29 protein-coding genes are annotated in these 25,846 nt (G+C 64.1%); 16 read left to right on the top strand and 13 right to left on the bottom strand.

The window, feature by feature from the left end; all coding sequences use genetic code 11:
- Window positions 1-108: 108 nt before the first annotated feature.
- Window positions 109-309 carry a hypothetical protein gene (locus tag IYY11_RS17450; RefSeq protein WP_196405023.1) on the bottom strand — a complete coding sequence of 67 codons (201 nt, stop codon included), beginning with the start codon at window positions 307-309 and terminating at the stop codon, window positions 109-111.
- Between the two features lie 163 nt (window positions 310-472).
- Between IYY11_RS17450 and IYY11_RS17455 the strand changes: the two genes are divergently transcribed.
- The 3 genes from IYY11_RS17455 (at window position 473) to lptA (ending at window position 2,388) form a co-directional block, all read left to right on the top strand.
- On the top strand, window positions 473-1,087 hold the full coding sequence (locus IYY11_RS17455) for a ribonuclease D (protein WP_196405024.1): 615 nt from the start codon (window positions 473-475) through the stop codon (window positions 1,085-1,087).
- 65 nt (window positions 1,088-1,152) lie between these two features.
- Entirely contained in the window at window positions 1,153-1,857 is a 705-nt protein-coding gene (lptC, locus tag IYY11_RS17460; RefSeq protein WP_196405025.1) for an LPS export ABC transporter periplasmic protein LptC, read from the top strand.
- The gene (gene lptA / locus IYY11_RS17465; RefSeq protein ID WP_196405026.1) at window positions 1,858-2,388 is read left to right on the top strand and encodes a lipopolysaccharide transport periplasmic protein LptA; all 531 of its coding nucleotides are present in this window, start codon (window positions 1,858-1,860) and stop codon (window positions 2,386-2,388) included.
- A 12-nt stretch (window positions 2,389-2,400) separates the two neighbouring features.
- Here the strand turns inward: lptA and IYY11_RS17470 are convergent, their stop codons facing one another.
- On the bottom strand, window positions 2,401-2,898 hold the full coding sequence (locus tag IYY11_RS17470; RefSeq protein WP_196405027.1) for a lytic transglycosylase domain-containing protein: 498 nt from the start codon (window positions 2,896-2,898) through the stop codon (window positions 2,401-2,403).
- 183 nt (window positions 2,899-3,081) lie between these two features.
- Here IYY11_RS17470 and IYY11_RS17475 point away from each other — a divergent pair, with 183 nt between their 5' ends.
- From IYY11_RS17475 to IYY11_RS17485, 3 genes are all read left to right on the top strand, one after another.
- On the top strand, window positions 3,082-3,411 hold the full coding sequence (locus IYY11_RS17475; RefSeq protein ID WP_196405028.1) for a DUF3175 domain-containing protein: 330 nt from the start codon (window positions 3,082-3,084) through the stop codon (window positions 3,409-3,411).
- A 65-nt stretch (window positions 3,412-3,476) separates the two neighbouring features.
- Window positions 3,477-3,749 carry an AbrB/MazE/SpoVT family DNA-binding domain-containing protein gene (locus IYY11_RS17480; protein WP_196405029.1) on the top strand — a complete coding sequence of 91 codons (273 nt, stop codon included), beginning with the start codon at window positions 3,477-3,479 and terminating at the stop codon, window positions 3,747-3,749.
- Window positions 3,746-4,147, top strand: a complete 402-nt coding sequence (locus tag IYY11_RS17485) for a type II toxin-antitoxin system VapC family toxin (RefSeq protein ID WP_196405030.1) — start codon at window positions 3,746-3,748, stop codon at window positions 4,145-4,147. Before IYY11_RS17480 ends, IYY11_RS17485 begins: the two co-directional genes overlap by 4 nt.
- An 83-nt stretch (window positions 4,148-4,230) precedes the next feature.
- Here IYY11_RS17485 and ettA read toward each other — a convergent pair whose 3' ends face one another.
- Together ettA and IYY11_RS17495 are read right to left on the bottom strand one after the other, a co-directional pair.
- Complete coding sequence (gene ettA, locus IYY11_RS17490; protein ID WP_196405031.1) at window positions 4,231-5,883, bottom strand: energy-dependent translational throttle protein EttA; 1,653 nt, start codon at window positions 5,881-5,883, stop codon at window positions 4,231-4,233.
- A 144-nt stretch (window positions 5,884-6,027) separates the two neighbouring features.
- The gene (locus IYY11_RS17495; RefSeq protein WP_196405032.1) at window positions 6,028-6,711 is read right to left on the bottom strand and encodes a hypothetical protein; all 684 of its coding nucleotides are present in this window, start codon (window positions 6,709-6,711) and stop codon (window positions 6,028-6,030) included.
- Window positions 6,712-6,851: 140 nt separating this feature from the next.
- Between IYY11_RS17495 and purD the strand changes: the two genes are divergently transcribed.
- Window positions 6,852-8,135: a phosphoribosylamine--glycine ligase gene (purD, locus tag IYY11_RS17500; RefSeq protein ID WP_196405033.1), complete on the top strand. Its 1,284-nt coding sequence runs from the start codon at window positions 6,852-6,854 to the stop codon at window positions 8,133-8,135.
- Between the two features lie 28 nt (window positions 8,136-8,163).
- Here the strand turns inward: purD and IYY11_RS17505 are convergent, their stop codons facing one another.
- Genes IYY11_RS17505 through IYY11_RS17520 form a run of 4 tightly spaced genes read right to left on the bottom strand, consistent with a single transcriptional unit; the run spans window position 8,164 to window position 10,513 of the window.
- Window positions 8,164-8,772, bottom strand: a complete 609-nt coding sequence (locus tag IYY11_RS17505) for a TPM domain-containing protein (protein ID WP_196405034.1) — start codon at window positions 8,770-8,772, stop codon at window positions 8,164-8,166.
- Window positions 8,772-9,554, bottom strand: a complete 783-nt coding sequence (locus tag IYY11_RS17510) for a YgcG family protein (RefSeq protein WP_196405035.1) — start codon at window positions 9,552-9,554, stop codon at window positions 8,772-8,774. Before IYY11_RS17510 ends, IYY11_RS17505 begins: the two co-directional genes overlap by 1 nt.
- Window positions 9,555-9,556: 2 nt before the next feature.
- Window positions 9,557-9,988: a transcriptional repressor gene (locus IYY11_RS17515; RefSeq protein WP_109026474.1), complete on the bottom strand. Its 432-nt coding sequence runs from the start codon at window positions 9,986-9,988 to the stop codon at window positions 9,557-9,559.
- Between the two features lie 39 nt (window positions 9,989-10,027).
- On the bottom strand, window positions 10,028-10,513 hold the full coding sequence (locus IYY11_RS17520; RefSeq protein WP_312029748.1) for a hypothetical protein: 486 nt from the start codon (window positions 10,511-10,513) through the stop codon (window positions 10,028-10,030).
- Window positions 10,514-10,616: 103 nt separating this feature from the next.
- Here IYY11_RS17520 and IYY11_RS17525 point away from each other — a divergent pair, with 103 nt between their 5' ends.
- From IYY11_RS17525 to IYY11_RS17540, 4 genes are all read left to right on the top strand, one after another.
- A complete protein-coding gene (locus IYY11_RS17525) occupies window positions 10,617-11,855 on the top strand; it encodes an argininosuccinate synthase (RefSeq protein WP_196405037.1) in 1,239 nt (412 codons plus the stop codon).
- Between the two features lie 200 nt (window positions 11,856-12,055).
- Window positions 12,056-13,120, top strand: coding sequence for a lysine-2,3-aminomutase-like protein (locus IYY11_RS17530; protein WP_409455267.1), 1,065 nt, complete (start codon window positions 12,056-12,058; stop codon window positions 13,118-13,120).
- Window positions 13,121-13,178: 58 nt separating this feature from the next.
- A complete protein-coding gene (locus IYY11_RS17535; protein WP_196405039.1) occupies window positions 13,179-15,854 on the top strand; it encodes a DUF3772 domain-containing protein in 2,676 nt (891 codons plus the stop codon).
- A gap of 48 nt (window positions 15,855-15,902) precedes the next feature.
- Window positions 15,903-16,418, top strand: coding sequence for a CAP domain-containing protein (locus tag IYY11_RS17540; RefSeq protein WP_196405040.1), 516 nt, complete (start codon window positions 15,903-15,905; stop codon window positions 16,416-16,418).
- 2 nt (window positions 16,419-16,420) lie between these two features.
- Here IYY11_RS17540 and IYY11_RS17545 read toward each other — a convergent pair whose 3' ends face one another.
- Window positions 16,421-16,630 (bottom strand): hypothetical protein, encoded by a 210-nt coding sequence (locus tag IYY11_RS17545; RefSeq protein ID WP_196405041.1) that lies wholly within the window; start codon window positions 16,628-16,630, stop codon window positions 16,421-16,423.
- Between the two features lie 164 nt (window positions 16,631-16,794).
- Between IYY11_RS17545 and IYY11_RS17550 the strand changes: the two genes are divergently transcribed.
- Window positions 16,795-17,844: a DUF2336 domain-containing protein gene (locus tag IYY11_RS17550; protein WP_246720062.1), complete on the top strand. Its 1,050-nt coding sequence runs from the start codon at window positions 16,795-16,797 to the stop codon at window positions 17,842-17,844.
- A gap of 34 nt (window positions 17,845-17,878) precedes the next feature.
- Here IYY11_RS17550 and IYY11_RS17555 read toward each other — a convergent pair whose 3' ends face one another.
- Genes IYY11_RS17555 through IYY11_RS17565 form a run of 3 tightly spaced genes read right to left on the bottom strand, consistent with a single transcriptional unit; the run spans window position 17,879 to window position 20,871 of the window.
- On the bottom strand, window positions 17,879-18,220 hold the full coding sequence (locus tag IYY11_RS17555) for a DUF1491 family protein (protein WP_124738852.1): 342 nt from the start codon (window positions 18,218-18,220) through the stop codon (window positions 17,879-17,881).
- Window positions 18,221-18,266: 46 nt separating this feature from the next.
- Window positions 18,267-19,034 carry a peptidoglycan-binding domain-containing protein gene (locus IYY11_RS17560; RefSeq protein ID WP_196405043.1) on the bottom strand — a complete coding sequence of 256 codons (768 nt, stop codon included), beginning with the start codon at window positions 19,032-19,034 and terminating at the stop codon, window positions 18,267-18,269.
- On the bottom strand, window positions 19,027-20,871 hold the full coding sequence (locus IYY11_RS17565) for a HAMP domain-containing sensor histidine kinase (RefSeq protein ID WP_246720063.1): 1,845 nt from the start codon (window positions 20,869-20,871) through the stop codon (window positions 19,027-19,029). The genes IYY11_RS17560 and IYY11_RS17565 overlap by 8 nt, the downstream gene beginning before the upstream one ends.
- Before the next feature lie 213 nt (window positions 20,872-21,084).
- On the opposite strand from IYY11_RS17565, the gene IYY11_RS17570 reads away from it, so the two are divergent.
- From IYY11_RS17570 to IYY11_RS17585, 4 genes are all read left to right on the top strand, one after another.
- Complete coding sequence (locus tag IYY11_RS17570) at window positions 21,085-21,369, top strand: hypothetical protein (protein WP_246720064.1); 285 nt, start codon at window positions 21,085-21,087, stop codon at window positions 21,367-21,369.
- Window positions 21,370-21,564: 195 nt separating this feature from the next.
- Window positions 21,565-22,158, top strand: a complete 594-nt coding sequence (locus IYY11_RS17575; RefSeq protein WP_196405045.1) for a hypothetical protein — start codon at window positions 21,565-21,567, stop codon at window positions 22,156-22,158.
- Window positions 22,159-22,271: 113 nt separating this feature from the next.
- Entirely contained in the window at window positions 22,272-24,077 is a 1,806-nt protein-coding gene (lepA, locus tag IYY11_RS17580; RefSeq protein WP_196405046.1) for a translation elongation factor 4, read from the top strand.
- A gap of 42 nt (window positions 24,078-24,119) precedes the next feature.
- A complete protein-coding gene (locus IYY11_RS17585; RefSeq protein ID WP_196405047.1) occupies window positions 24,120-24,740 on the top strand; it encodes a DUF6998 domain-containing protein in 621 nt (206 codons plus the stop codon).
- Between the two features lie 2 nt (window positions 24,741-24,742).
- Here IYY11_RS17585 and IYY11_RS17590 read toward each other — a convergent pair whose 3' ends face one another.
- Window positions 24,743-25,645: a DMT family transporter gene (locus IYY11_RS17590; RefSeq protein ID WP_196405048.1), complete on the bottom strand. Its 903-nt coding sequence runs from the start codon at window positions 25,643-25,645 to the stop codon at window positions 24,743-24,745.
- Window positions 25,646-25,846: the final 201 nt, after the last annotated feature.

Genomic DNA, 25,846 nt, shown 5'->3' on the forward strand with positions numbered 1-25,846 from the left:
TTGGCGGGCGTCTGACAAGAGCAGCAGTTTGCGCGTTCCCGGCGGGTCGGTTCCGGGCGAACCGCAGCTCGCCGAGCGCCAGCCGGAGTCCTGCGGCGTCACCGCGCTCTAATAGTCGCCGCTTCCAACCAGCGGATGGATGCCGCCGGCGCCGCCGTGATCGGCGTTCTGCCGATTGCGCTTGCCGGCTTTTGTCGCTTGATCCGATTTTGAGGCCGAAACGGATTTGCCGGTGGATTTCGAGGACGCCGCGGAGGCGGGCGGCGCAGCAATTGCGCAAGCGAGAATCAAAGCAAGAATGTAACGCATGGGGTTACTCCCTGGGCCAGGAGGTCCCAAGACCAGGGCCCAGCCATTAGGTAGCACAATTCGCCGCGCTGGCGAGCCAGTCCGGCGCGAACCCGCAACGCTTCGACAAGCCTTGCGCATTCTGCGATAGACTGTCCGCTCCACATCGAAAGATTCGAGCCGCATGACCATCCGCCTCCACCAGGGCGATCTCCCCGAGGGGATCGGCGCTGGCGTCATTGTCGCGATCGACACCGAGACTCTGGGCCTCAATCCGTATCGTGACCGTCTGTGCCTGGCGCAGCTCTCCTTCGGCGACGGAAACGCCGAGCTTGTCCAGTTCGGGCGCGGCCAGACGCGCGCGCCCAATCTCGAGCGCCTGCTCGCCGATCCGGCCGTTCTGAAGCTCTTCCACTTCGCCCGTTTCGACATCGGCATATTGGCCAAGACCTTCGGCTTCGTTCCGGCGCCGGTCTATTGCACCAAGATCGCCTCCAAGCTCGCCCGCACCTATACGGACCGGCATGGCCTGAAGGATCTCGTGCGCGAGCTTCTTGGCGTCGAGATTTCGAAGCAGCAGCAATCGTCGGACTGGGGCGCCCCGACCCTTTCCGACGCGCAGCAGTCCTATGCGGCGTCGGACGTCCTCTATCTGCATCAGCTCAAGGACAGGCTCGACGCCATGCTGATCCGTGAGGGCCGCGCCGAACTGGCGCAGGCCTGTTTTGACTTTCTGCCCGCCCGCGCCCGGCTCGACCTCGCCGGCTGGCCGGAAACGGATATTTTCGCCCATGAGTAAGGTTATGGCGATCGAGGCTTTGGCTTTGCCTCGAATTCGCCACCTGCACGCCTCATGATCACGTCATGACCGACGTCTTGCCGGCGCCCAGCGCCCGCGATCGCCTGGGCGGCCTTGTTGCGCCGCGCCAGAGCGCCTTTCCGGAGGCGCTGCGCCACACGACGCGCGTTGCGCACTTGCGCCGCTGGATCCTTTGGGGGGCGGGCGGCGTCGTTGGCATCGTCGGCCTCGGCCTGCTGATCAGTTCGCTGCGCTTTCTGCCCGCCGATCTGAGCCTGGCGCGCGTCGCGCTCAAGGGATCGCGCATCGTCATCGAGAGCCCCAAGCTTGTCGGCTATCGCAAGGACGGGCGTCCCTACGAGGTGCGCGCGCTCGTGGGCACGCAGGATCTGGCGAAGCCTGACGTCTTCGAACTCGATCAGCTCGAGGTCCGGGTCGAGAACGCCAAGGACAATTCCATCGTCCTGTCGGCGGCGAAGGGCGTCTACAACAGGAAAGCCGATCGGGCCGATATGACCGGCGGCGTCAACATCCACGAAGACAACAACTTCGACATGAAGCTCGAGTCGGCGGTCATGAATTTCAAGGATAGCGTGATGACGTCCGACAAGCCCGTGCTCTTGAAAATCGACGGCGGCGAAGTCGCCGCGCAGTCTGTCGAATTTTCGCAAAAGGACCGTCACGCGTCCTTCGCGGGCGGCGTCCATTCGGTGCTATACGGTGAGGGCGATGCGCCTTCGCAAAGTTCGGGTGCCGCGACCAAGGACTAAATGCGCCCCCACCTCTTCGTTCTTCTCCTTGCTGCGCTCGTCGCCGCGACGCCGGCAGGCGCCGCAGGCCGCTCGGGCGGCATTTTGCCCGGAGCTTCCGCCAAGGATCCGCTCAACATCGACGCGGGCAAGCTCGATTATTTCGAGAAGGAGCAGAAGCTCATCTACTCCGGCAGCGTCATCGTCACGAATGGGCCCTCGACGCTCAAGGCGTCGCGCCTCATCATTTTTCTTGAGGGAAAGGGCGGCGGACAACCCGCCGCGACGAGCAACGACCGCGTCAAACATATCGACGCCGAAGGTCCGGTGACGCTGGTTTCAAAGGACCAGATCGGCACGGGCGATCGGGGCAGCTACGACAAGGCCGAAAACAAGGTTTATCTCATCGGCAACGTCACGCTCACCCAGGCCGAGAACATCGTGAAGGGCGACAAGCTCGTCTATGACGTGACGACCGGCATGGCGACCGTGCAGGGCGGCGCGGCGCAGGGGGGCCGTGTGCGCAGCACCTTCACCCCAAAAAACCAATAAGGCTTTTACGACTTAGTGGGAGGCGGACGTCACCAGCTCGTCGAGCATCCGCTTGCGCTTCGCTTCGTAGTAGTAGCCGCCGGCGTAGAGCCTGATCGCCCGGCCTTCATCGCCGCCGCTGACCTTATAGGCGTTGGCGAGATACGGCACCGCGAACGCAAGATTGGTGTCGGCGTCGAGAAGACCGCTCGCCGGGCCCTGATAGCCCATGTGCCGCGCCGTGTCGTGGCGGATCTGCATCAGCCCCCAATAGGGCCCGTGGCGGGCCGCGGGATTGTAATTGCTCTCGCGGCGGATCGAGCGATGAATGAGCGATTCCGGAATGTCATAGACGCGGGCGTAATGGGAGATGCGCGCGTGCAGCGCGTCCTGGCCGGTAAGCTCGGTCGCCTTGGCGGCCTCTTCATAGGCGGCGGGGGCTGACGCGACGGGCGACTCCTGCGGGGCGCAGCCCGCGAGCGGCAGAGCGCCGATGGCGAACAAGGCAGCGACCCGGCGGAATAGTCTCATCTAGAAAAATCCCTCGTGGCCGCCCACGGCCCAGCTGGGAAATGCGCCACGCGCAGATGGCGAATTCGTGGCGGCCACGCTTCGGAGACGTTGATTTCTGTGGGCGGCCGACTACCTGGCCAAGGCTCCTGACAGGCGGTCTGACGAGCGCTCCTGACAAGCGCTCCTGAAACGAGGCGCGTAATGGCGCAAAAGCAGCCAAAAAGCCGCGAACCGGCAAAAAATTCAAAGACGGCGACCAACTACTGGTCGGGCGAGGTCACGGGCCACAGCAACGCGCTCGATCTCGATGCGGGGGTATTCACATGGGACGACCCCGTGAAGATCGCCCGCTCTTTGAAGCGGTCGGCGGAGGCGAGCGAGCGGCGCAAAGCGGACCCGTTCCGTTCCGCCATGTCGATGCTGACCTTTTACGTCAACAGGGCCGGCAAGGATTTGTCCCAAGAGCGCCGAAAGGTTCTGGAGCAGGCGAAGGACGAGCTGCGGAAGGCGTTTGGGCGCACGCCGCATTGAGCGCAGATTGACGCTTCGATCGAGGGGGTATTACTCTTCTTGCGCGAGTATTACCCTTTGGCGCCATGAGCACAAAAGTCACCATAAAGGGCCAGGTCACCTTGCCAAAGGCCGTACGCGAAGCGGCTGGCATCCGGCCCGGCGACCGCGTCAGCGTGCGCGCAAGGCCGGAGGGCGGTGTGCTGGTGGAGCGAAGTGATGCAGCTCAGGCGGACCCCGCGCCGCTGAAGGCGGCGAGGAGCAAGATTGAGCGGGCGCTCGCCGCGCTGGATCGCAAGGGCGTGAAATTTCGAACGACGACTGACGAGTGGATGCGTCTCCTGCGGGGCGACGATTGACGCTTGTCGACACCAATATCTTCATCGACCTGCTGACGCGCAATGCCGATTGGTTTGAAGCGTCGCAGCAGGCGCTCGAACGAAGAATGTCTCTTGGACCGATCTTGATCGTCGATGCCGTCTTTGCGGAACTCGCGACCGGCTTTACGGCCGAAGCCGATTGTTCCGACTTTTTAGGCGCGCTCGGGGCGGAACATTCCGCGATGTCGCGTCAAGCTCTTTGGCGCGCCGGGCAGGCGTTTCGCGACTATCGAATACGCGGCGGCGCCAAGACGAATGTACTGGCTGATTTCTTTATCGGCGCGCAGGCGGAAACTCTCGGCGCTCCCCTGCTGACCCGAGACGTTGCGCGTTATCGGACGTATTTTCCGGAGGTCTCGGTTATAGCGCCCGGCTGAGAACGGAGCAGGCTATTCAGGCAAGCGAACTTGAACTGAGAAGCTGCGGGTATGAAAGCAGACCGCTATAGTGCATCAGCTCCTCACCGCGCGAACTTCTTATATTTCAGCCGGTGCGGAATGACGCTGTCGATCCCGAGGCGCCGCTTCTTATCCTCTTCGTAATCGGCGAAGTTGCCTTCAAACCATTCGACATGGCTGTCGCCTTCATAGGCGAGAATATGCGTCGCGATGCGGTCCAAGAAAAAGCGGTCATGCGAGATGATGACGGCGCAGCCGGCGAAATCGACGAGCGCCTCTTCGAGCGCGCGCAGCGTGTCGACGTCGAGATCGTTGGTCGGCTCGTCGAGCAGCAGCACATTGGCGCCGCTCTTCAGCATCTTGGCGAGGTGCACGCGGTTGCGTTCGCCGCCTGAAAGCTGCCCGACCTTCTTTTGCTGATCGGCGCCCTTGAAATTGAAGGCCGAGCAATAGGCGCGGCTGTTGATCTCGCGCTTGCCGAGATAGATCACTTCATTGCCGTCCGAGATTTCCTCCCAGACGGACTTGTTGGCGTGCAGCGCATCGCGCGACTGGTCGACATAGCCGAGCTGCACGCTGTCGCCGATCTCGATCGTCCCGTTGTCGGGCTTCTCTTGTCCGGTGATCATGCGAAACAGCGTCGTCTTGCCGGCGCCGTTCGGCCCGATGACCCCGACGATGCCGCCGGGCGGCAATTTGAAGGAGAGATCGTCGATCAGAAGCGTGTCGCCATAGCCTTTCGACAGATGGTCGAAATCGATGACATTGTCGCCCAGACGTTCGGCCACCGGAATGACGATCTGCGCGGTCGTCGGCGCCTTGTCGTTCTGCTTGGCGACGAGGTCCTCATAGCGCTGAATGCGCGCCTTGCTTTTGGCCTGCCGCGCCTTCGGCGAAGCGGCGATCCACTCGCTCTCGGCTTCGAGCGCGCGCTGACGCGCCTTGTCCTCGGAAGATTCCTGAGAGAGGCGCTTCTGCTTTTGCTTCAGCCAGTTGGTGTAATTGCCCTCGTAGGGAATGCCGCGGCCGCGATCGAGCTCCAATATCCAGCCGGTGACATTGTCCAAGAAATAGCGATCGTGGGTGACGATCAGGATAGCGCCGGGATACTGGCGCAAATGTCCTTCGAGCCAGTTGACGGTTTCAGCGTCGAGATGGTTCGTCGGTTCGTCGAGGAGCAGCATTTCCGGCTGTTCGAGCAGCAGTTTGCACAGCGCGACGCGACGCCGCTCGCCGCCTGAAAGCTTGGTGACGTCAGCGTCGTCCGGCGGACAGCCGAGCGCTTCCATCGCCTGGTCGACCTGGCTGTCCAAGTCCCAGAGGCCTTTGGCCTCGATTTCGTCCTGGAGCTTCGTCATCTCATCGGCGGTCTCGTCCGAATAATTCATGGCGAGATCGTTGTAGCGATCGAGGACGGCCTTCTTCTCCGCGACGCCGAGCATGACATTGCCGCGCACGTCGAGCGCCGGGTCGAGCTGCGGCTCCTGCGGCAGATAGCCGACCCGCGCGCCTTCGGCGACGAAGCCCTCGCCAGAATATTCCTTGTCGGCGCCCGCCATGATGCGCAGCAGCGTCGATTTGCCGGAGCCGTTGACGCCCAGAACGCCGATCTTCGCGTCGGGATAAAAGGAGAGATTGATGTTCTCCAAGACCTTCTTGCCGCCCGGATAGGTCTTGGTCAGGCCCTGCATGTGATAGATGAACTGCCGCGCCATATCGCCTCGCAAAGAGAGATTGCGCTGTCTTTAGAGCATTTTCACTCCGAGAGGGAAGCCGTCTGGGACCTTGGCGAGGCAGAAAAATGCCCCCGACGGCTGGTCGGGGGCATTTGTCCCGCAGGTGTCCCGCAGGCGCTGCGCTCAGGTTCGCATAAAGCTCAGAACCGTGGCGCTAAGGGTGCTGCCTGTGAGCACGATCGTCGAGCCGAGCGCGAGCAGCGCGACCAGGTTCAGGGTCAAATCGGCGGGAGTGCCGGCAAGCGCCAGAATGCCGAGGACGATCGCCGCCAGACCTGCGAGCGCCTGAATGCCCGCTGAACCCGACGCCATTTCGCTCGCGAGCATCTCGGCGCCGACATGTTGCGACTGTCCGATCGCGGTCTCCATCTGAACGGAGGCGCGTCGCAGCACATAGAGGCGCCAGACGGCGTTGCTGCTCAGCAACAGAGCGGTGCCATAGCCGATCGCGGCGACCGGGGTCAGGATTGCCGGACTGATTCCAAGGAGCGACAGAACGCCCAGCACAATACCGGCGGCGCCGACGAGGAAGACGAGCGCGAGACTATTGCCGCCCATCTGCTCGACGGAAGCGGTTCGAACGCCGCCGGGAAACACGACCTGCATATATTCCGACAGCATAGCTCCGCCTTGAATTAACAAAGCGACGCCAAACACGATCGTCGCGATTGCGACCATCATGGGGGGCGCTATTCCAACTAAACCGCAAATCACGAGGACGATGGTGGCGACGCCGCCAATGGCGTCAATGAGGCCGCCGTAAGCGACCGCATTGTCATGCGATGCGATATCTCGGGTAATGGACATGTGGGACACTCCAGCCGCTAGCCCCCGGACCGATAGCTAGCGGCGCTTACGCAATGGGCAAGCACAGCATTTCGGGAGCGGATTGCCTTTTGGCGTCCGCGCGCTCTAGAAGCGGAAACGAAGCAACCGGGCGAGCGTTAATGAATGTTCTTTTGATCGGATCGGGCGGTCGCGAGCATGCGATCTCCAATGCGCTAGCGAAAAGCCCGCTGCTGACGCGGCTCTATATCGCGCCAGGCAATCCGGGGACGGCTCGCGTGGGAGATAACGTCGATCTCGACGTCGCCAACCACCCCGCCGTGATTGACTTTTGTCGCGATGCGGGAATTGCGCTCGTTATTGTCGGACCCGAGCAGCCGCTGATCGGCGGTCTCGTCGACGAACTGGAGAAGCGCGGGATCCTCGCCTTCGGGCCCACGCAGGCGGCGGCTCAGCTCGAGGGGTCCAAGGGTTTCACCAAGGATTTGTGTCGCGACTACGGGATTCCGACCGCGAGCTATGCGCGGTTTGCCGCGCTTGAGCCGGCGCTACGTTATCTGCGTGAGCAAAGCGCGCCGATCGTCGTCAAGGCGGACGGGCTCGCTGCCGGGAAAGGCGTCGTCGTCGCCCAAACGCGCGAGGAAGCGGAACGCGCCGTGCAGGCGATGTTCGCGGGCGCTTTTGGCCTCTCGGGCACGGAGGTGGTTATCGAGGAATGTCTCGTAGGCGAAGAGGCGTCGTTCTTTGCAATTTGCGACGGCGTTCGCGCGCTGCCGTTCGCGACGGCGCAGGATCATAAGCGAGTCGGCGACGGCGACACGGGACCAAACACGGGCGGCATGGGCGCCTATTCGCCGGCTTCCGTCGTGACGCCAGAAATAGAAGCGCGTGTGATGGCCGAGATCGTCGAGCCGACGATGCGCGCGATGCGCGACAAGGGCGCGCCCTTCAAGGGCGTGCTCTACGCCGGACTCATGCTGACACAAGAGGGGCCAAAGCTCATCGAATACAATTGCCGTTTCGGCGATCCGGAGGCGCAAGTCATTCTGCCCCGTCTCGAGGGCGATCTTCTCGAGCTGATGCTTGCCGCCGCGCGAGGCGAATCGCCTCTGCAGCGACCGGGGTTTTCGCCGCTCGCGGCGCTGACGGTGGTGCTGGCGGCCAGGAACTACCCGGGAACGCCGATGACCGGATCGGAAATTCGCAATTTGGAAAGCGCCGAAGCCGTCGAGGGCGTCGCCATCACCCACGCCGGCACGCGCGAGGAAGGCGGACGCCTGCTCGCCGCCGGGGGTCGCGTGCTGAATGTCACGGCGTTAGGCGAAAGCGTCGCCGAGGCCCAGGCGCGCGCTTATGCGGCGGTCGACCTCATCGATTGGCCGGGCGGCTTTTGCCGCCGCGACATCGGCTGGCGCGAAGTCGCGCGCGAACGAGAGGCCTCCTGAGCGCGGGCGGCGCATTGGGCGCGGCCCGCTAGACCACATAGATTTTGTCGGGCAGTTCGTCGCCGCTCGCGCCGGGCGGCGCATGCCGCGCCAGGAGGCGCGCGCATTCCTCGATCGCTGCGACAAAACCGTCGGCGACTTTTTCACGTCGCATGTCTGCCAGCAGCAGATCCAGCGCGGCCTGCCATTCGTCATCACTGATCTTTGCGGCGATGGCCTCGTCGGCGACGATGCGCGCATAGCGCTCGGCGCAAGAGACGAATATGAGCACGCCAGTGCGTCCCTTGGTGGACGCGACGCCGCGCGAGAAGAATTGTTCGATGGCTTCGCGCGCGGCGCGGGCGCGCTTGACGACGCGCGGCGTCAACAAAAAGCGCGCCGGTCCCCATGAAACGACGAGCGTCGCAACGATAAAGATGGCGATCTGCGCTGCAAAAATCTCACGAGGCGAAATTTCGGTGAACAGGAGCATGGGCCAAGGCGACGCAAGCGCCACGAACGCGCCCCAGAGCGGCGGCACGAAAGCGTAATCGGATGAGCGACGCGCCAGCACGCAGACGATCTCGCCGGAGGTTTTTTTTTCGGCCCGACGAATAGCCTCCGCGATGCGCTCGAAGTCGTCCGCCGTGAGCTGCATCACCAGTCCCCCGAAGCGCCGCCGCCGCCGGACGAGCCGCCGCCGCCGGAAAAGCCGCCGCCGTCGCTCGAGCCGCCGCCTCCGCCGCCCCAGGAATCGCCGCCCCAGAAGCCGCCGCTCGGGGGCAGCACGATGATCGGCGGTCCGCCGCGCCTGTAACTCCGCTGGTAGCGTTGCCGGCCGCGCGCGCTACGCGCCATCCAGACGACGATGAACAGAAACAGGGCGAAAAAAATGAGCGGGGAAAGCTCATCGAAGGTCGTGGACTGCGGCCCCCGCGCGCGTTTCGTCCATTCGGCGGAATCGCCGGAGAGCACCTCGATGATCCCCTCGACGCCGCGTTCGATCCCCGCGCCATAGTCCCGCGCTTTGAATCGCGGCGCCACCGCGCTCGTCAAAATGATCTTCGACAGCGCGTCGGTGAGCGTTCCTTCCAGGCCGTAGCCGACTTCGATGCGCATTTTGCGCTCGTTCGGCGCGACCAGAAACAGAACGCCATTGTTCTTTTTTGTTTCGCCGAGCTTCCAAGCGCGAAACAGGCCGTTGGCGTAGGTTTCGACGTCCAAGCCCTCAAGCGAAGCGACCGACGCGACGACGAGCTGGATGCCGGATTTATCCTCGAGATCCCTGAGCTTGCTCTCGATGGCGCTTTTCGTGGACGGCGGAATGACGTCGGCTTGGTCAACCACTCGACCGGTCAGCGGCGGATAGTTCACCGCCGCAAAGGCCAGCGACGCGACAAGAAAGAAGAGCGGCGCAAGCCAGCGCGCGGCCCCGCGCATCGCTATTTGCCTTCGCATCGGGCGCAGCGGCCGGCGATTTCAACAACGCGCGTGCGGGCGCTGAAATGCGCCGCTCCGACGAGAGCCGCGAGCTCGCGGGCAAATCCTGGCGACGTCGCCTCTTTCACCTCGCCGCACTGCTCGCAAATGATGAAGACGACGGGTTCCTCGGCTTCATGGGCATGGCCGCAGACGATATAGGCGTTTTTTGACGCGAGCCGATGCGCGAGGCCGTTGTCCATGAGATAGCCTAGCGCGCGATAGACGGAGACGGGCGCGGGGCGCTTGCCCTCTTCGTCGGCCATGAGGTCGATCATCTCATATGCGCCGACCGGCCGGTTCGCTTGCGTGAGAATGTCGAGCGCCCGGCGGCGCGCGGGGGTCAGACCGGCGACCTTGGACCGTGTTGGGTTTTTCGTCGAACGGCTGCTCATTGCGCCAATTTAGGGGGCTCCGGCGTAAAAAACGAGGCTTTAGCGCTTGGCGCAGGCTGCGGCGAATTTCTTGAATTTCTCCGCAGCGTTGGCGAGGGGCGCCGATCGCTTTGTTCCGCCAACGGCGATGTCGAGCGTTTCCCCGCCGGTCATCGCCGCGAAGATCGGGTCTTTCGCCGGCAGGCTCCCTTCGAAGCTCGGCACGCCGGCTTCTTCATTGGGCACGAGCTTGCCGGCGACCTTCGCCGTCTTTTCGCCGACGGAAAGGATCGCCGTCGTCTTGCCTCCCGCTTTAAGCTTGGCGCTGGTTTCGGCGATCCAGATTTTGACCACGCCGCCCCCTGGCGTGCAGGTGAAGCTCCCAAGGCTGTCGTCGCTCTCCGGCACCCCATAGCCAAGATAGATGCTGTCGGCGTTTTTCTCCTCCAGTCCGCCAAGCGTCCAGACGCGCTGGTCGGTTTGCGCGCAGAGACCCGATAGCCCCAGAAAAGAAAGCACGCCCGTCAGGGCCAATGTTCGCTTCACGTCGTTTCTCCTGCGCGCGCGTGGGCCGCGTCGCGCCGCCTTGCGCTCGGGCGCGCGGCGCCTATAGTCCGCGCGCAATCGCCCCCGTCGAGCCAGAGCCAAAATGACCCGCCAGAAAAAAGAAATCAAACGCGTCGTCCTCGCCTATTCCGGAGGGCTCGACACCTCGATCATTTTGAAATGGCTGCAGACGACCTATGGCGCGGAAGTCATCACCTTCACCGCCGATCTCGGCCAGGGCGAGGAGCTCGAGCCCGCGCGCGAGAAGGCGCTGCTTCTGGGCGTCAAGCCTGAAAACATCTTCATCGAAGATCTGCGCGAAGAATTCGTGCGCGATTACGTCTTCCCGATGTTCCGCGCCAACGCCCAATATGAGGGGCTTTATCTGCTTGGCACCTCGATCGCGCGCCCGCTCATCGCCAAGAAGCAGATCGAGATCGCGCGCAAAATGGGCGCCGATGCGGTCTGCCATGGCGCGACCGGCAAGGGCAACGACCAAGTGCGGTTCGAACTCGGCTATTACGCGCTCGAGCCCGACATCCATGTGATCGCGCCGTGGCGCGAATGGGACTTCGTCTCGCGGGCCGATCTCATCGCTTTCGCCGAAAAGAACCAGATCCCGATCGCCAAGGACAAGCGCGGCGAAGCGCCGTTCTCGACCGACGGCAATCTTCTGCACACGTCTTCGGAAGGGAAGGTGCTCGAAGATCCGACCCAGGAGACGCCCGATTACGTCTATTCGCGCACTGGCAATCCCGAGGATGCGCCAGACGCGCCGCAATATGTGACGATCGACTTCGAGAAAGGCGACGCCTCGGCCGTGGATGGCGTCACGCTTTCGCCGGCGGCGCTTCTCGCCAAGCTCAATGATCTCGGACGTCTTCACGCAATCGGGCGCTTAGATCTTGTCGAAAACCGTTTCGTCGGCATGAAGTCGCGCGGCATGTACGAAACGCCGGGCGGGACGATTCTGCTCGTCGCGCATCGCGGAATCGAAAGCCTGACGCTCGACCGCGGCGCCGCGCATCTCAAAGACGAGCTGATGCCACGCTACGCCGAGCTGATCTATAACGGATTCTGGTTCGCGCCGGAGCGCGAGATGCTGCAGGCCGCGATCGACAGGAGCCAGGAGCATGTCACCGGCCGCGTGCGCATCAAGCTCTACAAGGGCTCGGCGACGCTCGTCGGCCGCGAAAGCCCCTGGTCTCTTTACGATCAGGACCTCGTCACCTTCGAGGAAGGCGGGACCTACGATCAGCGCGACGCGGAAGGCTTTATCAAGCTCAACGCGCTGCGGCTGCGCACCTTGGCCAAGCGCGCCGCGCGGGGGGCGAAGCAATAACGGACCGCGCGGATGATTTTTTCGCGGAATGCTTGACGCCTCCCTCTCCCGCGCAGCGGGGGAGGGTCAGGGAGGGGGAATATATTCGAGCCGAGCGCGAACCGCATCGCCCCCTCTCCAACTCTCCCCCGCTGCGCGGGAGAGAGGGAGATTGCGCGGCGGAGAAACGCTTGCCGCTGGATCAAGACGCAGCTGCGCGAATGCGCGCGCCGTCGCGCACGCTTACGTCGATCGCCGATCTGGTTGACGCGCGCCTCATGAGCGAGGTTAGCGGTCTCGATCAGGTGGCGCAGCGCTACAGCATCGCGGTCACACCCCAAGTCGCAGCGCTGATCGACCGCGCCGATCCGGATGATCCGATTGCGCGGCAATTTATCCCCGATCTTCGCGAGGCCGCGACGACGCCGCAGGAGCGGGCCGATCCGATAGGCGACGACGCGCATTCGCCGCTGCCGGGGCTTGTGCATCGCTATCCCGACCGCGTGCTCTTGAAGCTTTTGTCCGTCTGTCCGGTCTACTGCCGTTTTTGTTTCCGCCGCGAGACGGTCGGTCGCGGCAAGGGCGATCTGCTGCCTGAGGCTCACGTCGCGGCAGCGCTCGACTATGTCGCGCGGCGGCCACAGATTTTCGAGGTGATCCTCACCGGCGGCGATCCCTTGATGCTGTCGGCGCGTCGGCTTCTGGCCGTCTCGCGCCGGCTTGCCGAGATCCCGCATGTGCGGCTGTTGCGCGTCCATACGCGCGCGCCGACCGTCGCGCCCGATCTCGTGACGCGCGAGCGGCTTGCCGCGCTTCGCGAAAGCGGCAAGACCCTGTTCGTCGCCTTGCATGTCAATCATGCGCGCGAATTGACCGAGCCGGCGCGCGCGGCGATCGCTCAGTTGCGCGAGGCAGGCGCAGTCCTTCTCTCCCAGACCGTGCTGCTCAAGGGCGTCAATGACAACGTCGACGTCCTGGAGCGGCTGATGCGCGATTTGGCAGGTTTGGGCGTTCGGCCCTATTATCTGCACCATCCAGATCTCGCGCCGGGGACCGCGCATTTTCGGCTCAGCCTCGCGGCGGGCAGGCGACTCTACGCAGAGCTCTCGCGCCGCGTGACCAGCGTTGCGCTGCCGGCCTATGTGCTCGACATTCCCGGCGGGTTCGGCAAGGCGCGGGTCGCCGAGGGCGCCGCCGCGCCGGACGGGCAGGGGGGATGGACCGTGGTCGACCGGAACGGCGACAAGCGGACCTACCGTGACGAACTCGAACCGCCGCAAGATTGACCTTTCGTCCGCGTGCTCGAAACCGATTTGATCGGCTCGCTCCATTTAAGGAACGCATGTGCGCATACTGACGCTCCTGATCGCCATCCTGATTGCGACGCTCGCCGCCCCCGGACTGCGCGCCGACGAAGCGCCGGCTTCGATCGAACAGTTCAACGCGCGTCTCGATCGCGCGCGCGCCACGCTGGACGAAGTGCAGAAGACGCTGGAGCAGCCAGACCTCTCCGACGCCGCGCTACGCAATCTGCGCGCGCGTATCGAACCCTTGCCGCACGAACTGGAAGAAACGATCGAAAAGCTGACGCCGCGTCTTGCCGCAATCGATGCGCGGTTGAAGGAGCTTGCGCCCGCCGCCGCAAAACCGCAGGAGCCGCCAAAAGAGGCTCCCAAAGCGCCGGATACGCCGGCGGAGTCCAAGCCCCAGGCCAAACCTGCTGTAAAGAACAGCGTCGCGAAGCCGCCGCCGGCGAGAGGGCCGCCGGTCCCCGCGCCCGAAGCGACGCCGAACGGGCCCGAATCCGCCGACGCGGCCGCGCGCGTCAGCGCTGACGCCGAGCTCCAAGAGCAGCGTCGCCTTTACGACGCGGTTGACGCGACTCTCAAACGCGCGCGCGCCATGTTGCTCGAGACGCGGCAGGTCGCCGTCACGATTGTCGCGCGCCAGCGCGGGCTCTTTGCGAAGAATCTCTTTCTGCGCACGGACGGTCTATTCTCGCCTTCGCTGTGGCGCGCCGCGCTCGACGGCGCGCCCGCCGTGATCAGCGATTCTGCGACCTTTCTTTCCGACCGAACGGCGAATGTCGTCGGTCGCGTCAACGGCGGCCGACGCGCGCAGTTTTTCGCCGTGCTTTTTGCGATCGCAGCGAGCCTCGCACTGGCGCTCTTCATGGCGCGGCGCGTCGTCCGTCGTTCGGCGGACGAGTCCGCTCCGACGCCTTTGCGCAAGGCGGCCGCGGCCGGATGGACGGCGCTGGTCATCGTGGCAGCGCCGGTCGCGGCGGTCGGCGCGTTAAGCCTCGCCTTCGACGCTTACGACCTTATCGACGCCGCGCTCGAACCGATCTGGCGACGCGTCGTCGAGGGCGTAGCGCGCATCGCCTTCGCCTACGCCATCGCGCGCGCGGTCCTTGCTCCCGCGCATCCGAACTGGCGGCTGATTGATCCCGGCGATCGGCTTGCGAGACGTCTTACGCAACTCGTGACGCTGGCTGCGGTGACTCTCTCCGCGGCGCGTTTCCTGGAGCAGTTGGAAGAGTCCGTGCAGGGGGGGCTTCCTATCGTGATCGTGACGCGCGGCCTCGGCGTTATGATCGTCGCGGCGCTCATCGCGATCGCCCTGTTCAATCTGCCAAGCCGAGTTGAAGTCGAGGAGGGCGCCGCTGTCGCCACCCCCGAGGGTCGCGACTGGATGAGCGCCGCGCGTTTCCTCGGCGGGCTTATCGTGCTCGTGCTGGTGGGGGCGTGCGCGGCCGGCTATGTCACTTTCGCTAATTTCGTCATCCTGCAGATCGGCTGGACGGCGGCGGTCCTCGCCATCCTGTATGTCGTCGTGACGCTTTCGCGCGGCGGCATCGAGGCGGCGCTTGCGCCGACGAGTTTCCTCGGCCGCAAAATGATCACCGGTCTTGGCGTGCGCCGCGAGCAGCTCGCGCCGCTCGCCGTGCTGCTTTCCGGCATTGTCACGCTGCTCTGTTTCCTCGCGGCGGCGTTGGTGGCGCTTGCGCCGCTCGGCTATGAGTCGGGCGATTTCCTCGGCAATATTCGCTCGGCGTTCGTTTCCTTCAAGATCGGCGACGTCACGATCTCTCCTTCGGGCGCGCTCGTGGCGATGCTGCTCTTCGCCGCGGCGCTTGCCGCGACGCAGGGGCTGCGGCGCTGGCTCGACACGCGTTTTCTGCCGCTCACCCGGCTCGATCTCGGTCTGCGCAACTCCATCAGCGCGACCCTTGGCTACGCCGGCTTTATTTTCGCGGCGGCGCTCGCACTGTCCTATGTCGGGCTCGGGTTCGAAAAACTCGCGATCGTCGCCGGCGCCCTCTCGGTCGGCATCGGCTTTGGCTTGCAATCGATCGTCAACAATTTCGTCTCCGGCCTCATCCTGCTCTGGGAGCGCGCCATTCGCGTCGGCGACTGGGTCGTGGTCGGCGACGAGCAGGGCTATGTCAAACGCATCAATGTCCGCTCCACCGAGATCGAGACATTCGATCGCGCGACGATGATCGTGCCGAATTCGAATCTCGTCGCGGGCGTGGTGAAGAACTGGCTGCGCGGCGACAAGGTCGGCCGCATCAAGATCGCCATTTCGCCGCATGTCGGCGTCGATCCGGAAAGAATGCGCGACATTCTTCTTGCGGCGGCGCGCGCGCAGGAAAGCGTTTTGCGGATACCCGCGCCGCAGGTGATGTTCCTCGGCATGGAGGCGAACACCTTCAAATTCGAGCTTTGGTGCTACGTCGAGGATGTCGAGCAGTCCGCGCGCGTGCGCAGCGACCTGCACTTCGATCTCTATGAGCGCCTCCACGACGCCGGAATCTCGATCGGTCCGGCGGCCGCGCCGCCGCCGCCGACGATCGTCAACATTCCCGACCTCGACAAGCTGGCCGCAGCGGCCGTCGCAAGCGCGCTGGCGATCGAAGCCAATCTGGCGGGCGGCAAGAGCGCAGATGAGCAGACCGAACGGTCCGACGACTCTAAGGAGGACGCCGCCCCGTCGGACGAGGCGCAAGCGAAGTAAATCCTCGCCATTCATTGTTTCTCAAAGAATGGGGAGCGAGATGCGCTCATGTTTCCGTCGTCTCTTCCTCGTGCCGCCATTCTCCTGGCGCTCGGCGTGCTTGCCGGCTGCAACGCCGGGCAAGAGCCCGAGACTCGGGCGACCGGGCCGGAGCCGCCGATGTATCGTTCTTTGGCGGCGACCGGCGCGCACGTCGATCCCGCGACCGCGCGCGACATGATCTCGCTTTATCGACGCAACAGCGGGCTCGGCGCTCTGACGCTCGATGACGGGCTGCAGCGCGTCGCGGAGACGCAGGCGCGGGACATGGCGCAAAGCGGGGATCTTGCGGCGCGCGGCGAACTCGGCGACCGCCTCGCCGGCGCGGGCGTTCAAACGCCGGCCGCCGTGGAGAACGTATCGGCGGGCTATCGCACGCTGGCGGAAGCCTTTTCCGGCTGGCGCGATTCCGCGCCGCATAACGCGCGCATGCTGGATAAGCGGGTGAAACGGATGGGCATCGCGACGGCCTACGCGGCTGGCGCGAAATATAAGGTCTATTGGGCGCTCGTTCTTGCCGACTGAGGTCAGGCGCGGACCCGGCGCCTGCGCTTGCCGCCGCCCGGCGGCGCGCCGAAGGATTCCGGAGCGGGCGTCTCCTGCGGATTGACGAGAGCGTCCTCCATCCGCACATAGCGCACGCCGAGAAAGAATAGGATCTGCGCGTCGCGCTGCTGCGCCTCGCCGCGCTTCGACGCCCCTCTCAGGCGCGGCTGGAAGGCGATGACCTTCCCCATGGCGATTTCTCCAAGCTCGTTCCGCCGACGATGAATCAGCCGTCCCTAACGATTAGGAATTGGCGAGGGTTAATGCTCCGTCAACGACCGGCTGCTAAATTTTCTGCAAGTTGCGTATGGGTTCGAGTGGTGAAGTGATGGGCGCCGAAAGGGAACAGCGTCGGATGGTCGACGCGTCGCTGCTTCGAGCGGTCGTCGATCAGTTTGTCGAGCGATCGATGCATCCGACGGCCGACATCCGGCAGTTCGAACAGCTCGCGCTCGGGCTCATCGACATTGTCGATGCAGAAACAGTGGCCCGCGCGGCGCTGCCGCTCTGCTTCCATCCCGAAACGCCTGCCTCGATTTTCGCGCGTCTTTTCGATAAGGGCGGCGCAGCGGCCGCGCTTGCCTTTCAATTCGCGCCCAAGCTCGCGCAGCGGGACACGATCGCCACCGCCGAGCAGGGGCCGGCGCAATTCGCGGCGGCCGTCGCCCGCCGACGCGGGCTCGATCGGGAGACGATGCTGGCGCTCGCCTCGCGTCGCGAGGGCGAGGTGCTGCGGGCGCTCGCCGGCAATCTCGCCGCGCATTTTGATTCGGCGTCGAGGCGCGCGCTGGTCATGTCGGCGCGCGATGATCTGACGCTCGCGCGCATGTTGCTCGATCGCGACGACCTGGATCTCGATCCAGAACCGCTTTTCCTTGCTGCGAACCGGCTCGAGCGCACGGCGATCGTGCTCAACGCCTGTCGCCAAATATTGGCGAGCGGCGGGACCGAAGCACCGTTTCGCGCCGACGGCGCTTTCGTCGAGAAACTGGAAGCCGCGGCGCAACGCCATGATCGCAACGCGATGGCCGCTCTCCTCTCCGAGGCGCTCGAGTGCCGAAAGGAACGCGCGCGCGCGCTTGTCGTCGATCATCTCGGGGAGGCGCTCGCTCTGGCGCTCAATGCGATCGGCGTACCGCTCGAATCGGCGACGCGCATTCTTCTTTGCGCCGAGCCTGGCGCTGCCCGTGACGTCGAGGTCGTGCAGGCGTTGCTCGGCGTGATGCGCTCGACGCCGCAGCGCGCCGCGGCGCGCATCGTGGGCGCGATGACTGGCGCGGCGCGATCGGAGCGCGAAATTTCACGCCGTGCGGCGCGAGAAGATCCGGGTGCGCTGACGCGGCGTCGCGCGGCGCCGCAGCAATCATTGGCGCGGCCATCCCGCAAACTCGATCAATCCGCTTAGAGCGCCTGTCGGCTTTTTCGCAAACCTGCTTGTGCTAAGCCGCGAGGTCGACGAACACGCGGCCGTCGGGATCCTCGATCTCGACGATCCAAAGGTCAGGGTCGAACATGATCTCGCGCTTGAGCCTCTGCTCGGCCTCCGCCGGATCGAGCCAGTCGCCTGCATGGACGCGCGCGAACAGCCGATCGACTCCCTCCGGCGGCTCTTCTGTCTGCGGGGCAGGGCCATAGACTGCGGCGCGCCCGTCAAGCCGATCAAGCTTGACGAAGATCGCGCCGGCTTCAGCGGCGCCGCGCCGGCGCAGCATGGCGACCGCGCCTTGCACCTCAGCCCGGCGGATCAGCGCGGAAACGAATATGTCGGACCTCAGTCGCATGGGCGCAAACTAGCGCTTGAGCGGCGGGATTGTCGAACGCCGCGACTCAAGGGAGCGGCAGACGGGAGCGCGCCGCGAGCTGCTGCAGCACTTTCGGCGTGATCCGGCCCTTGACCGGCAGGCCGGCGTCGCCCTCGAACTTCTCCAAGGCGTGGCGCGTCGCGCCGCTGAGAACGCCGTCGGAGCGCACAACGTAGCCGAGCTTCAGGAGGGCGCGCTGCGCATAAAGAACGTTTTTATCGACAGGCGCAGACTTGTCGGCGCTGGCCGTCTTGTCGGCGCTGGGCGTCTTGTCGGCTTTGTTGGCCTTGTCGGCGCTTGCCTTAAGCGGCGGCGGATCGCCGACGATCAGCAGGCCGATCGCGTCCCGCTTCTTGTCCGCGGCGTGCGGCGCATCCGCTTTCGCCGGCGCGCTTTTCCCCCAGTCGGGGCTTTTGGCGACGTCAAGCCTTTCGATCTTGCTGGCGATGAGGTCTTTCGGTGCGGCGCGCGCGGGGACATTCGCCTCTCGATCTGTGCGGGCTTCGACTGCGGGCGGGCGCGCCGGCCGCGTTGGCGCGCCTAGGACCGCGTTCGAAGGCTGAGCCGAGAAGAGCGGCGCCGGATGTCTTCCGTCCTGTAGCAGCAGCGCGTTCATGGGCACGCCGATCGCCGCCAAGGCGGCGATGCCGAGGATGAGCGTGACGCCGATTGGCTTCGCGCCGAACATACGCGCAAAGATTGAGCGACGACCATTGCGCCGTGTGTCGCGCGGCGGGGCGCGATCGGTGGGGGAAGCCTGAAAGCGAGAGGCATAGAGCGAGGCGTCACGCAATTTTCTTCACCGTTGCTGGTTCTGCGCCGCCGACCGCGGCCATGCTTAACGGCGCGCCAAGTCGCGCGATCGTTTCGATTCTTGCCGGACCGCCGGTTGCGCCGCGGTTACGGCAGTCGAGCGGCAGGCGCACGCAAACCGCCGTGCCGGCCCGTGGTCCGCTTTCGATGGTGATCGAACCGCCGTGCAGCCCCACGAGTCCCCGCACCACGGAAAGTCCGAGCCCCGTCCCCTCTTGCCCGTGTTCAAGCGACGGGCGCACCTGAAAAAAAGGATCGCCGAGCCGCGCGAGATCGCCTGCGGCGATGCCCACGCCATCATCCGTGACCGTGACGACGATTTGATTTCCTTCGGCCTGAAGCGACAGCTTGACCGTGCCGCCGCGCGGCGTGAATTTCACTGCGTTAGAGAGCAGGTTGATCAGGATCTGCCTGCAGCCGCGCTTGTCGGCGACGATCTCGGCAAGGCTTTCGGCATATTCGCGCGCGAGCGTCACGCCGGACTGATCGGCCTTCAGCTGCATCATATCGCAGCACTGATCGGCGAGCGTCGGCAGGGCGAAGGACTCAGCCGCCATTTCCATGGCGCCCGATTCGATCTTGGACATGTCCAGGATGGAGTTGACGATCTCGAGCAGATGGTGGCCGGAGTCGCTGATGATTGACGCATATTCCCGCTGTTTGGCGGGTTCGGAAGGCGCAATCTCGTCGGTCGCCAACATTTGTGAGAAGCCGATGATGGCGTTGAGCGGCGTGCGCAGCTCATGGCTGACATTGGCGAGAAGGCGCACATTGCTGGTTGCCGCGCGCTCGGCCGCCGCGTGAGCCGCCGCAAGCGCGATATCGGCTTCGAGCGTGGCGTTTACGTCTCGCAGGGCGCAGACGACCGCCTCCGCTGCGCATTCCTCGTGGTTTGATTGAGCGCGGCGCATGCGCGCCTCGAAAGAGTTGAAAACGGGCGCGACGAATTCGCTGGAAGCATTGCTTGCAACGCCAACCTGAACGCGAACGGCTGCGGTCGCCACCGCCTTGCCGTCGACGGCGTCGGAGACCGCCTTGAGGAAGCTCGGTCGGTCGGCGACGTGAATACGCTGGAAGAATTCGCGGCCGATCAGATCGCGCTTGAGATCAAAGACGTGGTGCCCGTCGCCCAGGACCGCGTTGACGACGCCGGCGCGATCGAGGTGCAGCAGGATGTCGCCAACGGCGCCTGTCAGGAGCATGAGGTCGCGGTCGTTGCGCGCTTCGGCGCGGGCGCGAGCCTGCTCGACCCGGACAGCGCCGAAGACGAGAGCGGCGATATAGAGAAACAGCGGCGCTCCGAGAAGCATGGCCGTCGTTGCATGTTCCGTCAGCAGTTCGTGCGGCGCCCGCAGATTGAGACCGGCTGTCAGCGCAAGGGCGGCGATGGCGACCACTTCTATGACGATGACCGCGCCGACGTCGGGCGTCAGGGCCGCCTCTATGAGCGCAACGAGCAGCAGCGCGATTGAAAAGGCGTCGTAGCCCGGCGTCAGCGCGTGGATGGCCGTCGCCATCGCCAGCCAGCCGCCGATCGAGAGGCTCCGCGCAAGGCGCAAATCGCCCGCGCGGGACAACACGATGACCGAGGCGAGAGGGATCTGCGCAAGCAGGAAAAGGACGCAGTCGCTTGTCGTCGGCGCGCCATGGAAGAATAGAAACAGCGGCGCCGAGAGCAGGACGCAGGCGGCGACGACGAGCCGAGCGATGATGAACGCCCGATGACGCGCCTCTTCCACCGGTCGTCCGGCGACCCGCTCATGCAAGGCGGCGTCCACGCAAGACGGGTAGTGGCTGTCCTCGGCGATGCTACTCAAGGCGTACGCTCCTTATCGGCAACAGCGATAGCAGGGCGTCCTTAAGCAGCCGCTAAGCCGATGCGAAAGCTTCAACAGCTACTCGGCGACGCGTCGACATGGTTTGCAGTTTATTGCCGTGACTTCAGGGAAAAATCGAAGGCGCGTTTACGAAGGCTCAACCCCGCCGCGCCATCACTTACAAGAAAACCGCTTTCGCGGATGGAGACGAGTTTGGTTTTTCTCGCCAAATGCGCGATTTGCATTCTTCTCGTCTGCGTCGCCCTGCAATGGCGCGCGGATCACGCGCCTGTTGCGCCGAAAAGCGCAGCCCTCCGCGCTTCATCGCCGCTGCACGCGGCTGGCTTCGTACAGGTCGCTATCGAGAAAGCGTCCGCGCTGATTCACGCCGGCGGCGACGCGCTCGCCGGCGCCGCGCGCGATAAATGTCTGGCGGCGCCGCGCGACTGCCTCTCGGCGGCGCAGCGCGTGCAGTCCGCCGCCGGTCGCGCGCAGTAACAGCAAATCCACGAGGGCGCAGTGTGCAATAGCTGCGCCGCTGCGCCGGTTTTGCAGAATCAGTTTTTTGACACTAAACATGGTCGCGCTTGGCGCGCGATTTTGAGGCCGAACCGCCACCGAGGCCATTCCGTTTTTGCTCGCGCGCGACCCGTTCGCACATCGCGAGCCATCCTCTCCCTAAAGGAGGCGGCCATGTCCGAAGAAACTTCATCGCAACCCGAAGATACGGTTTCCCGCTCCGAACTGACCAATCTGCAGGAGCAGATCAAAGCGACGCGCATGGAGCGCGACCGGCAGATTTTCGAGAAGTCCGAGATCGTCGCGAAGGCGAACGCCTACGCCAAGGAGCGCGACGATGTTCGCGACAGCCTGGCGGCGATGACCGCGGAGCGCGACCGCCTCGCCGCGGAGAACGCCGGGGCGTCGGCGAAAGCGCTTGAGACGTCTCGGCAGCTCGAAGCCGCCAATCGCCGGGCCGACGAGGCTGCGGCGGAGGTCGTGCGGCTGCGCCACGCGATCGCCACCGCGCCGTCATCCGATCCCGCCGTCGTGCTGTGGAGCCTCATCTCGGAAAAGACCAGGGATGGCGTCGCCTGGGTAAGAGGCAAGATTCCCGCCGACAGCGCGGCTTTGCCCTGGTTCGACAAGACAGTCTCGCTCGTGACCCAGGTCGGCTGCATGGCCGTGCGGGCGACGGACGCCTTCATTCGCTGGGCCGTGCCCAAAGCCATTGAGCTTTTTAACAAGGGCAAGGCGGAGCTCGAGGCGCGGATGGAGAAGAAGTAGCCTTCCAGAAGGCTCCGGCGCGCGCCCTGGGCGCCCGCCTGGGAATGAAATGGCGCTGGGCGCGGGCTGACGCGCCCTTTCATTCCTTGGCGGGCGCTGCTATCCCCGCGCACATGACCGCCCACAAGATCGAAAACATCCGCAATTTCTCGATTGTCGCGCATATCGACCACGGCAAGTCGACCCTGGCCGACAGGCTCATTCAGGAGACCGGGACGGTCGCCGCGCGCGACATGGTCGAGCAAGTGCTCGATTCGATGGATATCGAGCGCGAGCGCGGCATCACGATCAAGGCGCAGACGGTGCGCCTGAACTACAAGGCCAAGGACGGCAAGGATTACGTCCTCAATCTGATGGACACGCCCGGCCACGTCGATTTCGCCTATGAGGTGTCCCGCTCGCTGAAGGCCTGCGAAGGCTCGCTGCTTGTCGTTGACGCCTCCCAGGGAGTCGAAGCGCAGACGCTCGCCAATGTCTATCAGGCCATCGACGCCGGCCATGAGATCGTTCCCGTCCTCAATAAGATCGATCTGCCGGCGGCCGAGCCCGACCGCATCAAGGAGCAGATCGAGGAGGTGATCGGGCTCGACGCCTCGGGTGCGGTGCTCATTTCGGCCAAGACCGGCATCGGCATTCCCGACGTGCTCGAGGCGATCGTCACGCGCCTGCCGCCGCCAAAAGGCGACGAGAAGGCGCCTTTGAAGGCGCTGCTCGTCGACAGCTGGTATGACGCCTATCTCGGCGTCGTCGTGCTGGTGCGAATCTTCGATGGAACCCTGAAGACGGGCCAGAAGATCAAGATGATGGCGGCCGACGCCCATTACGAAGTGGACAAGATCGGCGTCTTTCGTCCCAAAATGCAGGATGTCGCGGCGCTTGGTCCCGGCGAAGTCGGCTTCATCACGGCGCAGATCAAGCAGGTGGCGGATACCCGCGTCGGCGACACGATCACCGACGACAAGAAGCCGACCGCCGAGGCGCTGCCGGGCTTCAAGCCGGCGCAGCCCGTGGTGTTCTGCGGATTGTTCCCCGTGGACGCCGCCGATTTCGAGGATTTGCGCGCGGCGATCGGCAAGCTGCGCCTGAACGACGCCAGCTTCTCTTATGAGATGGAGACTTCCGCAGCACTCGGCTTCGGCTTCCGCTGCGGTTTTCTGGGCCTGCTGCATCTCGAAATCATTCAGGAACGGCTGCAGCGCGAATTCGATCTCGATCTCATCGCGACCGCGCCATCGGTCATCTACAAGATCAGCATGACCAACGGCGACGAGATCGAGCTGCACAACCCCGCCGACATGCCCGACGTCGTGAAGATCGAGGAGATCAACGAACCCTGGATCAGGGCGACGATCCTGACGCCCGACGACTATCTCGGCTCGGTGCTGAAACTCTGTCAGGACCGGCGCGGCGTGCAGGTCGATCTCAACTATGTCGGCAAGCGCGCCATGGCGGTCTATGATCTGCCGCTCAACGAGGTGGTGTTCGATTTCTATGACCGGCTGAAGTCGATCTCGAAGGGCTATGCGTCCTTCGATTATCAGATCACCGACTATCGCGCCGGCGATCTCGTGAAGATGAGCATCCTCGTTAACGCCGAGCCGGTCGACGCGCTTTCGATGCTCGTGCATCGCACGCGCGCCGACGGACGCGGCCGGCAGATGTGCGAGAAATTAAAGGAACTCATTCCGCCGCATATGTTCCAGGTGCCGATTCAGGCGGCGATCGGCGGCAAGATCATCGCGCGCGAAACGGTGCGCGCCTTCCGCAAAGACGTGACCGCGAAATGTTACGGCGGCGACGTTAGCCGCAAGCGCAAGCTCCTGGAGAAGCAGAAGGAAGGCAAGAAGAAGATGCGCCAGTTCGGCCGCGTCGAGATTCCGCAGGAGGCCTTCATCGCCGCGCTGAAAATGGAGGAGTAGGGGATATTCTATGCATTGACTGCAACTTAGGGTTTTTCTGAAATGACCGTTCCCGATACAGGAGCTCTTACCGCGTTGGAAGAGGATTTGGCAGGGATGTTCGAAGAACTCGCCCTGCTGCAGTCGCGGATTCGTTACCGTCTGATATCCCATGCAGACGGCAAGAATCTAAAGGGAAATGAGTTGGTTGGTTGGTTAGGCGAAATATACGGAAAGAAGCTTTACAGCGGCACCTTGGTGAGTGACCGTGAAGAGCATGATTTCACGACCGACGATGGCTGGAAGGTTTCGGTCAAAACTCGGAGGGGCGGGAACCGCGGGTGGAACCGAAGTAGCGCGATTCCAAAGGTTGAGGGCGAGAACTGTCCCACACACCTGCTCTTTGTCCATCTGGATACCAACTATTGCGTAGCTAGAATGTGGCTATTCGATTGGGGAGAATTGAAGGCTACAGGGAGGTTCCAGCAGCATATCGTTCGCGGAGAGCCACGCTCATATATTTTCTCCCTTAGGGAAGAAAGCGATCATAAATATCTAGTATACGAACGTCCGCCGCGCACTGCCATGGCCGACGCTGTCGACCAAACGGCTAGGCTTCTTAAGAGCCCCCGCAATGCTGAGCGCCTATTGGCAGCGGTTCGCGAACTCGAAAACGATAAGTAACTTCACTCCCTTGCCAGCGCGATCATCACGGCGCCCACGAGCATCACCGCCGCGCCGAGTAGTCTGCCGCTCGACTCCTCCTTCAGCACACGTCCGCTCGCGAGCACGGTAAAGAGCGCCGACAATCGCTTGATGGCGATCACGTAAGGCGTGAACAGCACGGTGAGCGCCCACATCTGCAACGTGTTGCCAAAGGCCATCGCCGAACCCGCGCCGATGGCGTAACGCAAATCGAACGCGCTTGGCGCGGCGCGCCGCCCGGCAAGCCAGTAGAGCAGGGCGCAAAACGCGATGACGATCGTCACCGCCGCGATCCAGATCAGCGGCGTCGACGCCCGGACGCCGAGCTTGTCAATATTGGCGGTGACGCTCCAGATCACGGCGGTGCCGATCATCATCCGCGCGCCCTTGTCGCGCGCGAAGACATGGAAGTTGAAGCGGCGTCCGCTTTCCTTGTCGGCGTCGAGCAGTCCGACGCCGAGCACGGTGAACAGCACGCCGAAGACACCCATCGGCGGCGCGTGCTCGCCCGTCATGATCGGCGAGGTGAACAGCATCAGCACGGGCGTGAGCAGGACGAGCGGCGCGACCAGCGACGCGTCTGACAGTCGAAAGGCGCGGATGTACAGCACATAGGCGACGACGTTGAGCGCGCCCGACCAGGCCAGCAGAGTCCAGAAACCGGGCTGCGTCAGCGATGCGAGCGTTTCGCGCGGCGCGCTGAGAAGGCCCGGATAGAAGACGACACAAGCAAGGCTCAGCAGGACAGCGCCCGCGCACCATTGCGCGGCGAGAATGGCGCGATCGTCGGCCGTCCGCGTCGCGGCCTTGGTGCCGAGATCGGTGACGGATTGGCAAATGGCGGTGACGACCGAGGCGAAGAGAGCGAGAAGCGCGAGGTCCATGGCGCGCTATAGCGCATGATCCGCGAGAGTGGGAGTTGGCTTTGCCTGAGAAATCGAGTTGCGCGTGGCCACCCTCTCCCAAGGGGAGAGGGTCGGCCCGGAGGGCCGGGGTGAGGGGAAAGAGTCTCAGGTTTTTTTCCGCATAGACGAACGGCGTCGTAACCCCTCACCCGGCCGCTTCGCGTCCACCCTCTCCCGATG

It is taken from the genome of Methylocystis sp. H62 (assembly GCF_015709515.1).
In the GTDB taxonomy this organism is placed as follows: Bacteria; Pseudomonadota; Alphaproteobacteria; order Rhizobiales; family Beijerinckiaceae; genus Methylocystis.

Bases quoted from the DNA above. Each gene is read 5' to 3' on its own strand.
- IYY11_RS17450 (WP_196405023.1), bottom strand. From the start codon at position 309: ATGCGTTACATTCTTGCTTTGATTCTCGCTTGCGCAATTGCTGCGCCG.
- IYY11_RS17455 (WP_196405024.1), top strand. From the start codon at position 473: ATGACCATCCGCCTCCACCAGGGCGATCTCCCCGAGGGGATCGGCGCT.
- lptC (WP_196405025.1), top strand. From the start codon at position 1,153: ATGACCGACGTCTTGCCGGCGCCCAGCGCCCGCGATCGCCTGGGCGGC.
- lptA (WP_196405026.1), top strand. From the start codon at position 1,858: ATGCGCCCCCACCTCTTCGTTCTTCTCCTTGCTGCGCTCGTCGCCGCG.
- IYY11_RS17470 (WP_196405027.1), bottom strand. From the start codon at position 2,898: ATGAGACTATTCCGCCGGGTCGCTGCCTTGTTCGCCATCGGCGCTCTG.
- IYY11_RS17475 (WP_196405028.1), top strand. From the start codon at position 3,082: ATGGCGCAAAAGCAGCCAAAAAGCCGCGAACCGGCAAAAAATTCAAAG.
- IYY11_RS17480 (WP_196405029.1), top strand. From the start codon at position 3,477: ATGAGCACAAAAGTCACCATAAAGGGCCAGGTCACCTTGCCAAAGGCC.
- ettA (WP_196405031.1), bottom strand. From the start codon at position 5,883: ATGGCGCGGCAGTTCATCTATCACATGCAGGGCCTGACCAAGACCTAT.
- IYY11_RS17495 (WP_196405032.1), bottom strand. From the start codon at position 6,711: ATGTCCATTACCCGAGATATCGCATCGCATGACAATGCGGTCGCTTAC.
- purD (WP_196405033.1), top strand. From the start codon at position 6,852: ATGAATGTTCTTTTGATCGGATCGGGCGGTCGCGAGCATGCGATCTCC.
- IYY11_RS17505 (WP_196405034.1), bottom strand. From the start codon at position 8,772: ATGCAGCTCACGGCGGACGACTTCGAGCGCATCGCGGAGGCTATTCGT.
- IYY11_RS17510 (WP_196405035.1), bottom strand. From the start codon at position 9,554: ATGCGCGGGGCCGCGCGCTGGCTTGCGCCGCTCTTCTTTCTTGTCGCG.
- IYY11_RS17515 (WP_109026474.1), bottom strand. From the start codon at position 9,988: ATGAGCAGCCGTTCGACGAAAAACCCAACACGGTCCAAGGTCGCCGGT.
- IYY11_RS17525 (WP_196405037.1), top strand. From the start codon at position 10,617: ATGACCCGCCAGAAAAAAGAAATCAAACGCGTCGTCCTCGCCTATTCC.
- IYY11_RS17530 (WP_409455267.1), top strand. From the start codon at position 12,056: ATGCGCGCGCCGTCGCGCACGCTTACGTCGATCGCCGATCTGGTTGAC.
- IYY11_RS17540 (WP_196405040.1), top strand. From the start codon at position 15,903: ATGTTTCCGTCGTCTCTTCCTCGTGCCGCCATTCTCCTGGCGCTCGGC.
- IYY11_RS17545 (WP_196405041.1), bottom strand. From the start codon at position 16,630: ATGGGGAAGGTCATCGCCTTCCAGCCGCGCCTGAGAGGGGCGTCGAAG.
- IYY11_RS17550 (WP_246720062.1), top strand. From the start codon at position 16,795: ATGGTCGACGCGTCGCTGCTTCGAGCGGTCGTCGATCAGTTTGTCGAG.
- IYY11_RS17555 (WP_124738852.1), bottom strand. From the start codon at position 18,220: ATGCGACTGAGGTCCGACATATTCGTTTCCGCGCTGATCCGCCGGGCT.
- IYY11_RS17575 (WP_196405045.1), top strand. From the start codon at position 21,565: ATGTCCGAAGAAACTTCATCGCAACCCGAAGATACGGTTTCCCGCTCC.
- lepA (WP_196405046.1), top strand. From the start codon at position 22,272: ATGACCGCCCACAAGATCGAAAACATCCGCAATTTCTCGATTGTCGCG.
- IYY11_RS17585 (WP_196405047.1), top strand. From the start codon at position 24,120: ATGACCGTTCCCGATACAGGAGCTCTTACCGCGTTGGAAGAGGATTTG.
- IYY11_RS17590 (WP_196405048.1), bottom strand. From the start codon at position 25,645: ATGGACCTCGCGCTTCTCGCTCTCTTCGCCTCGGTCGTCACCGCCATT.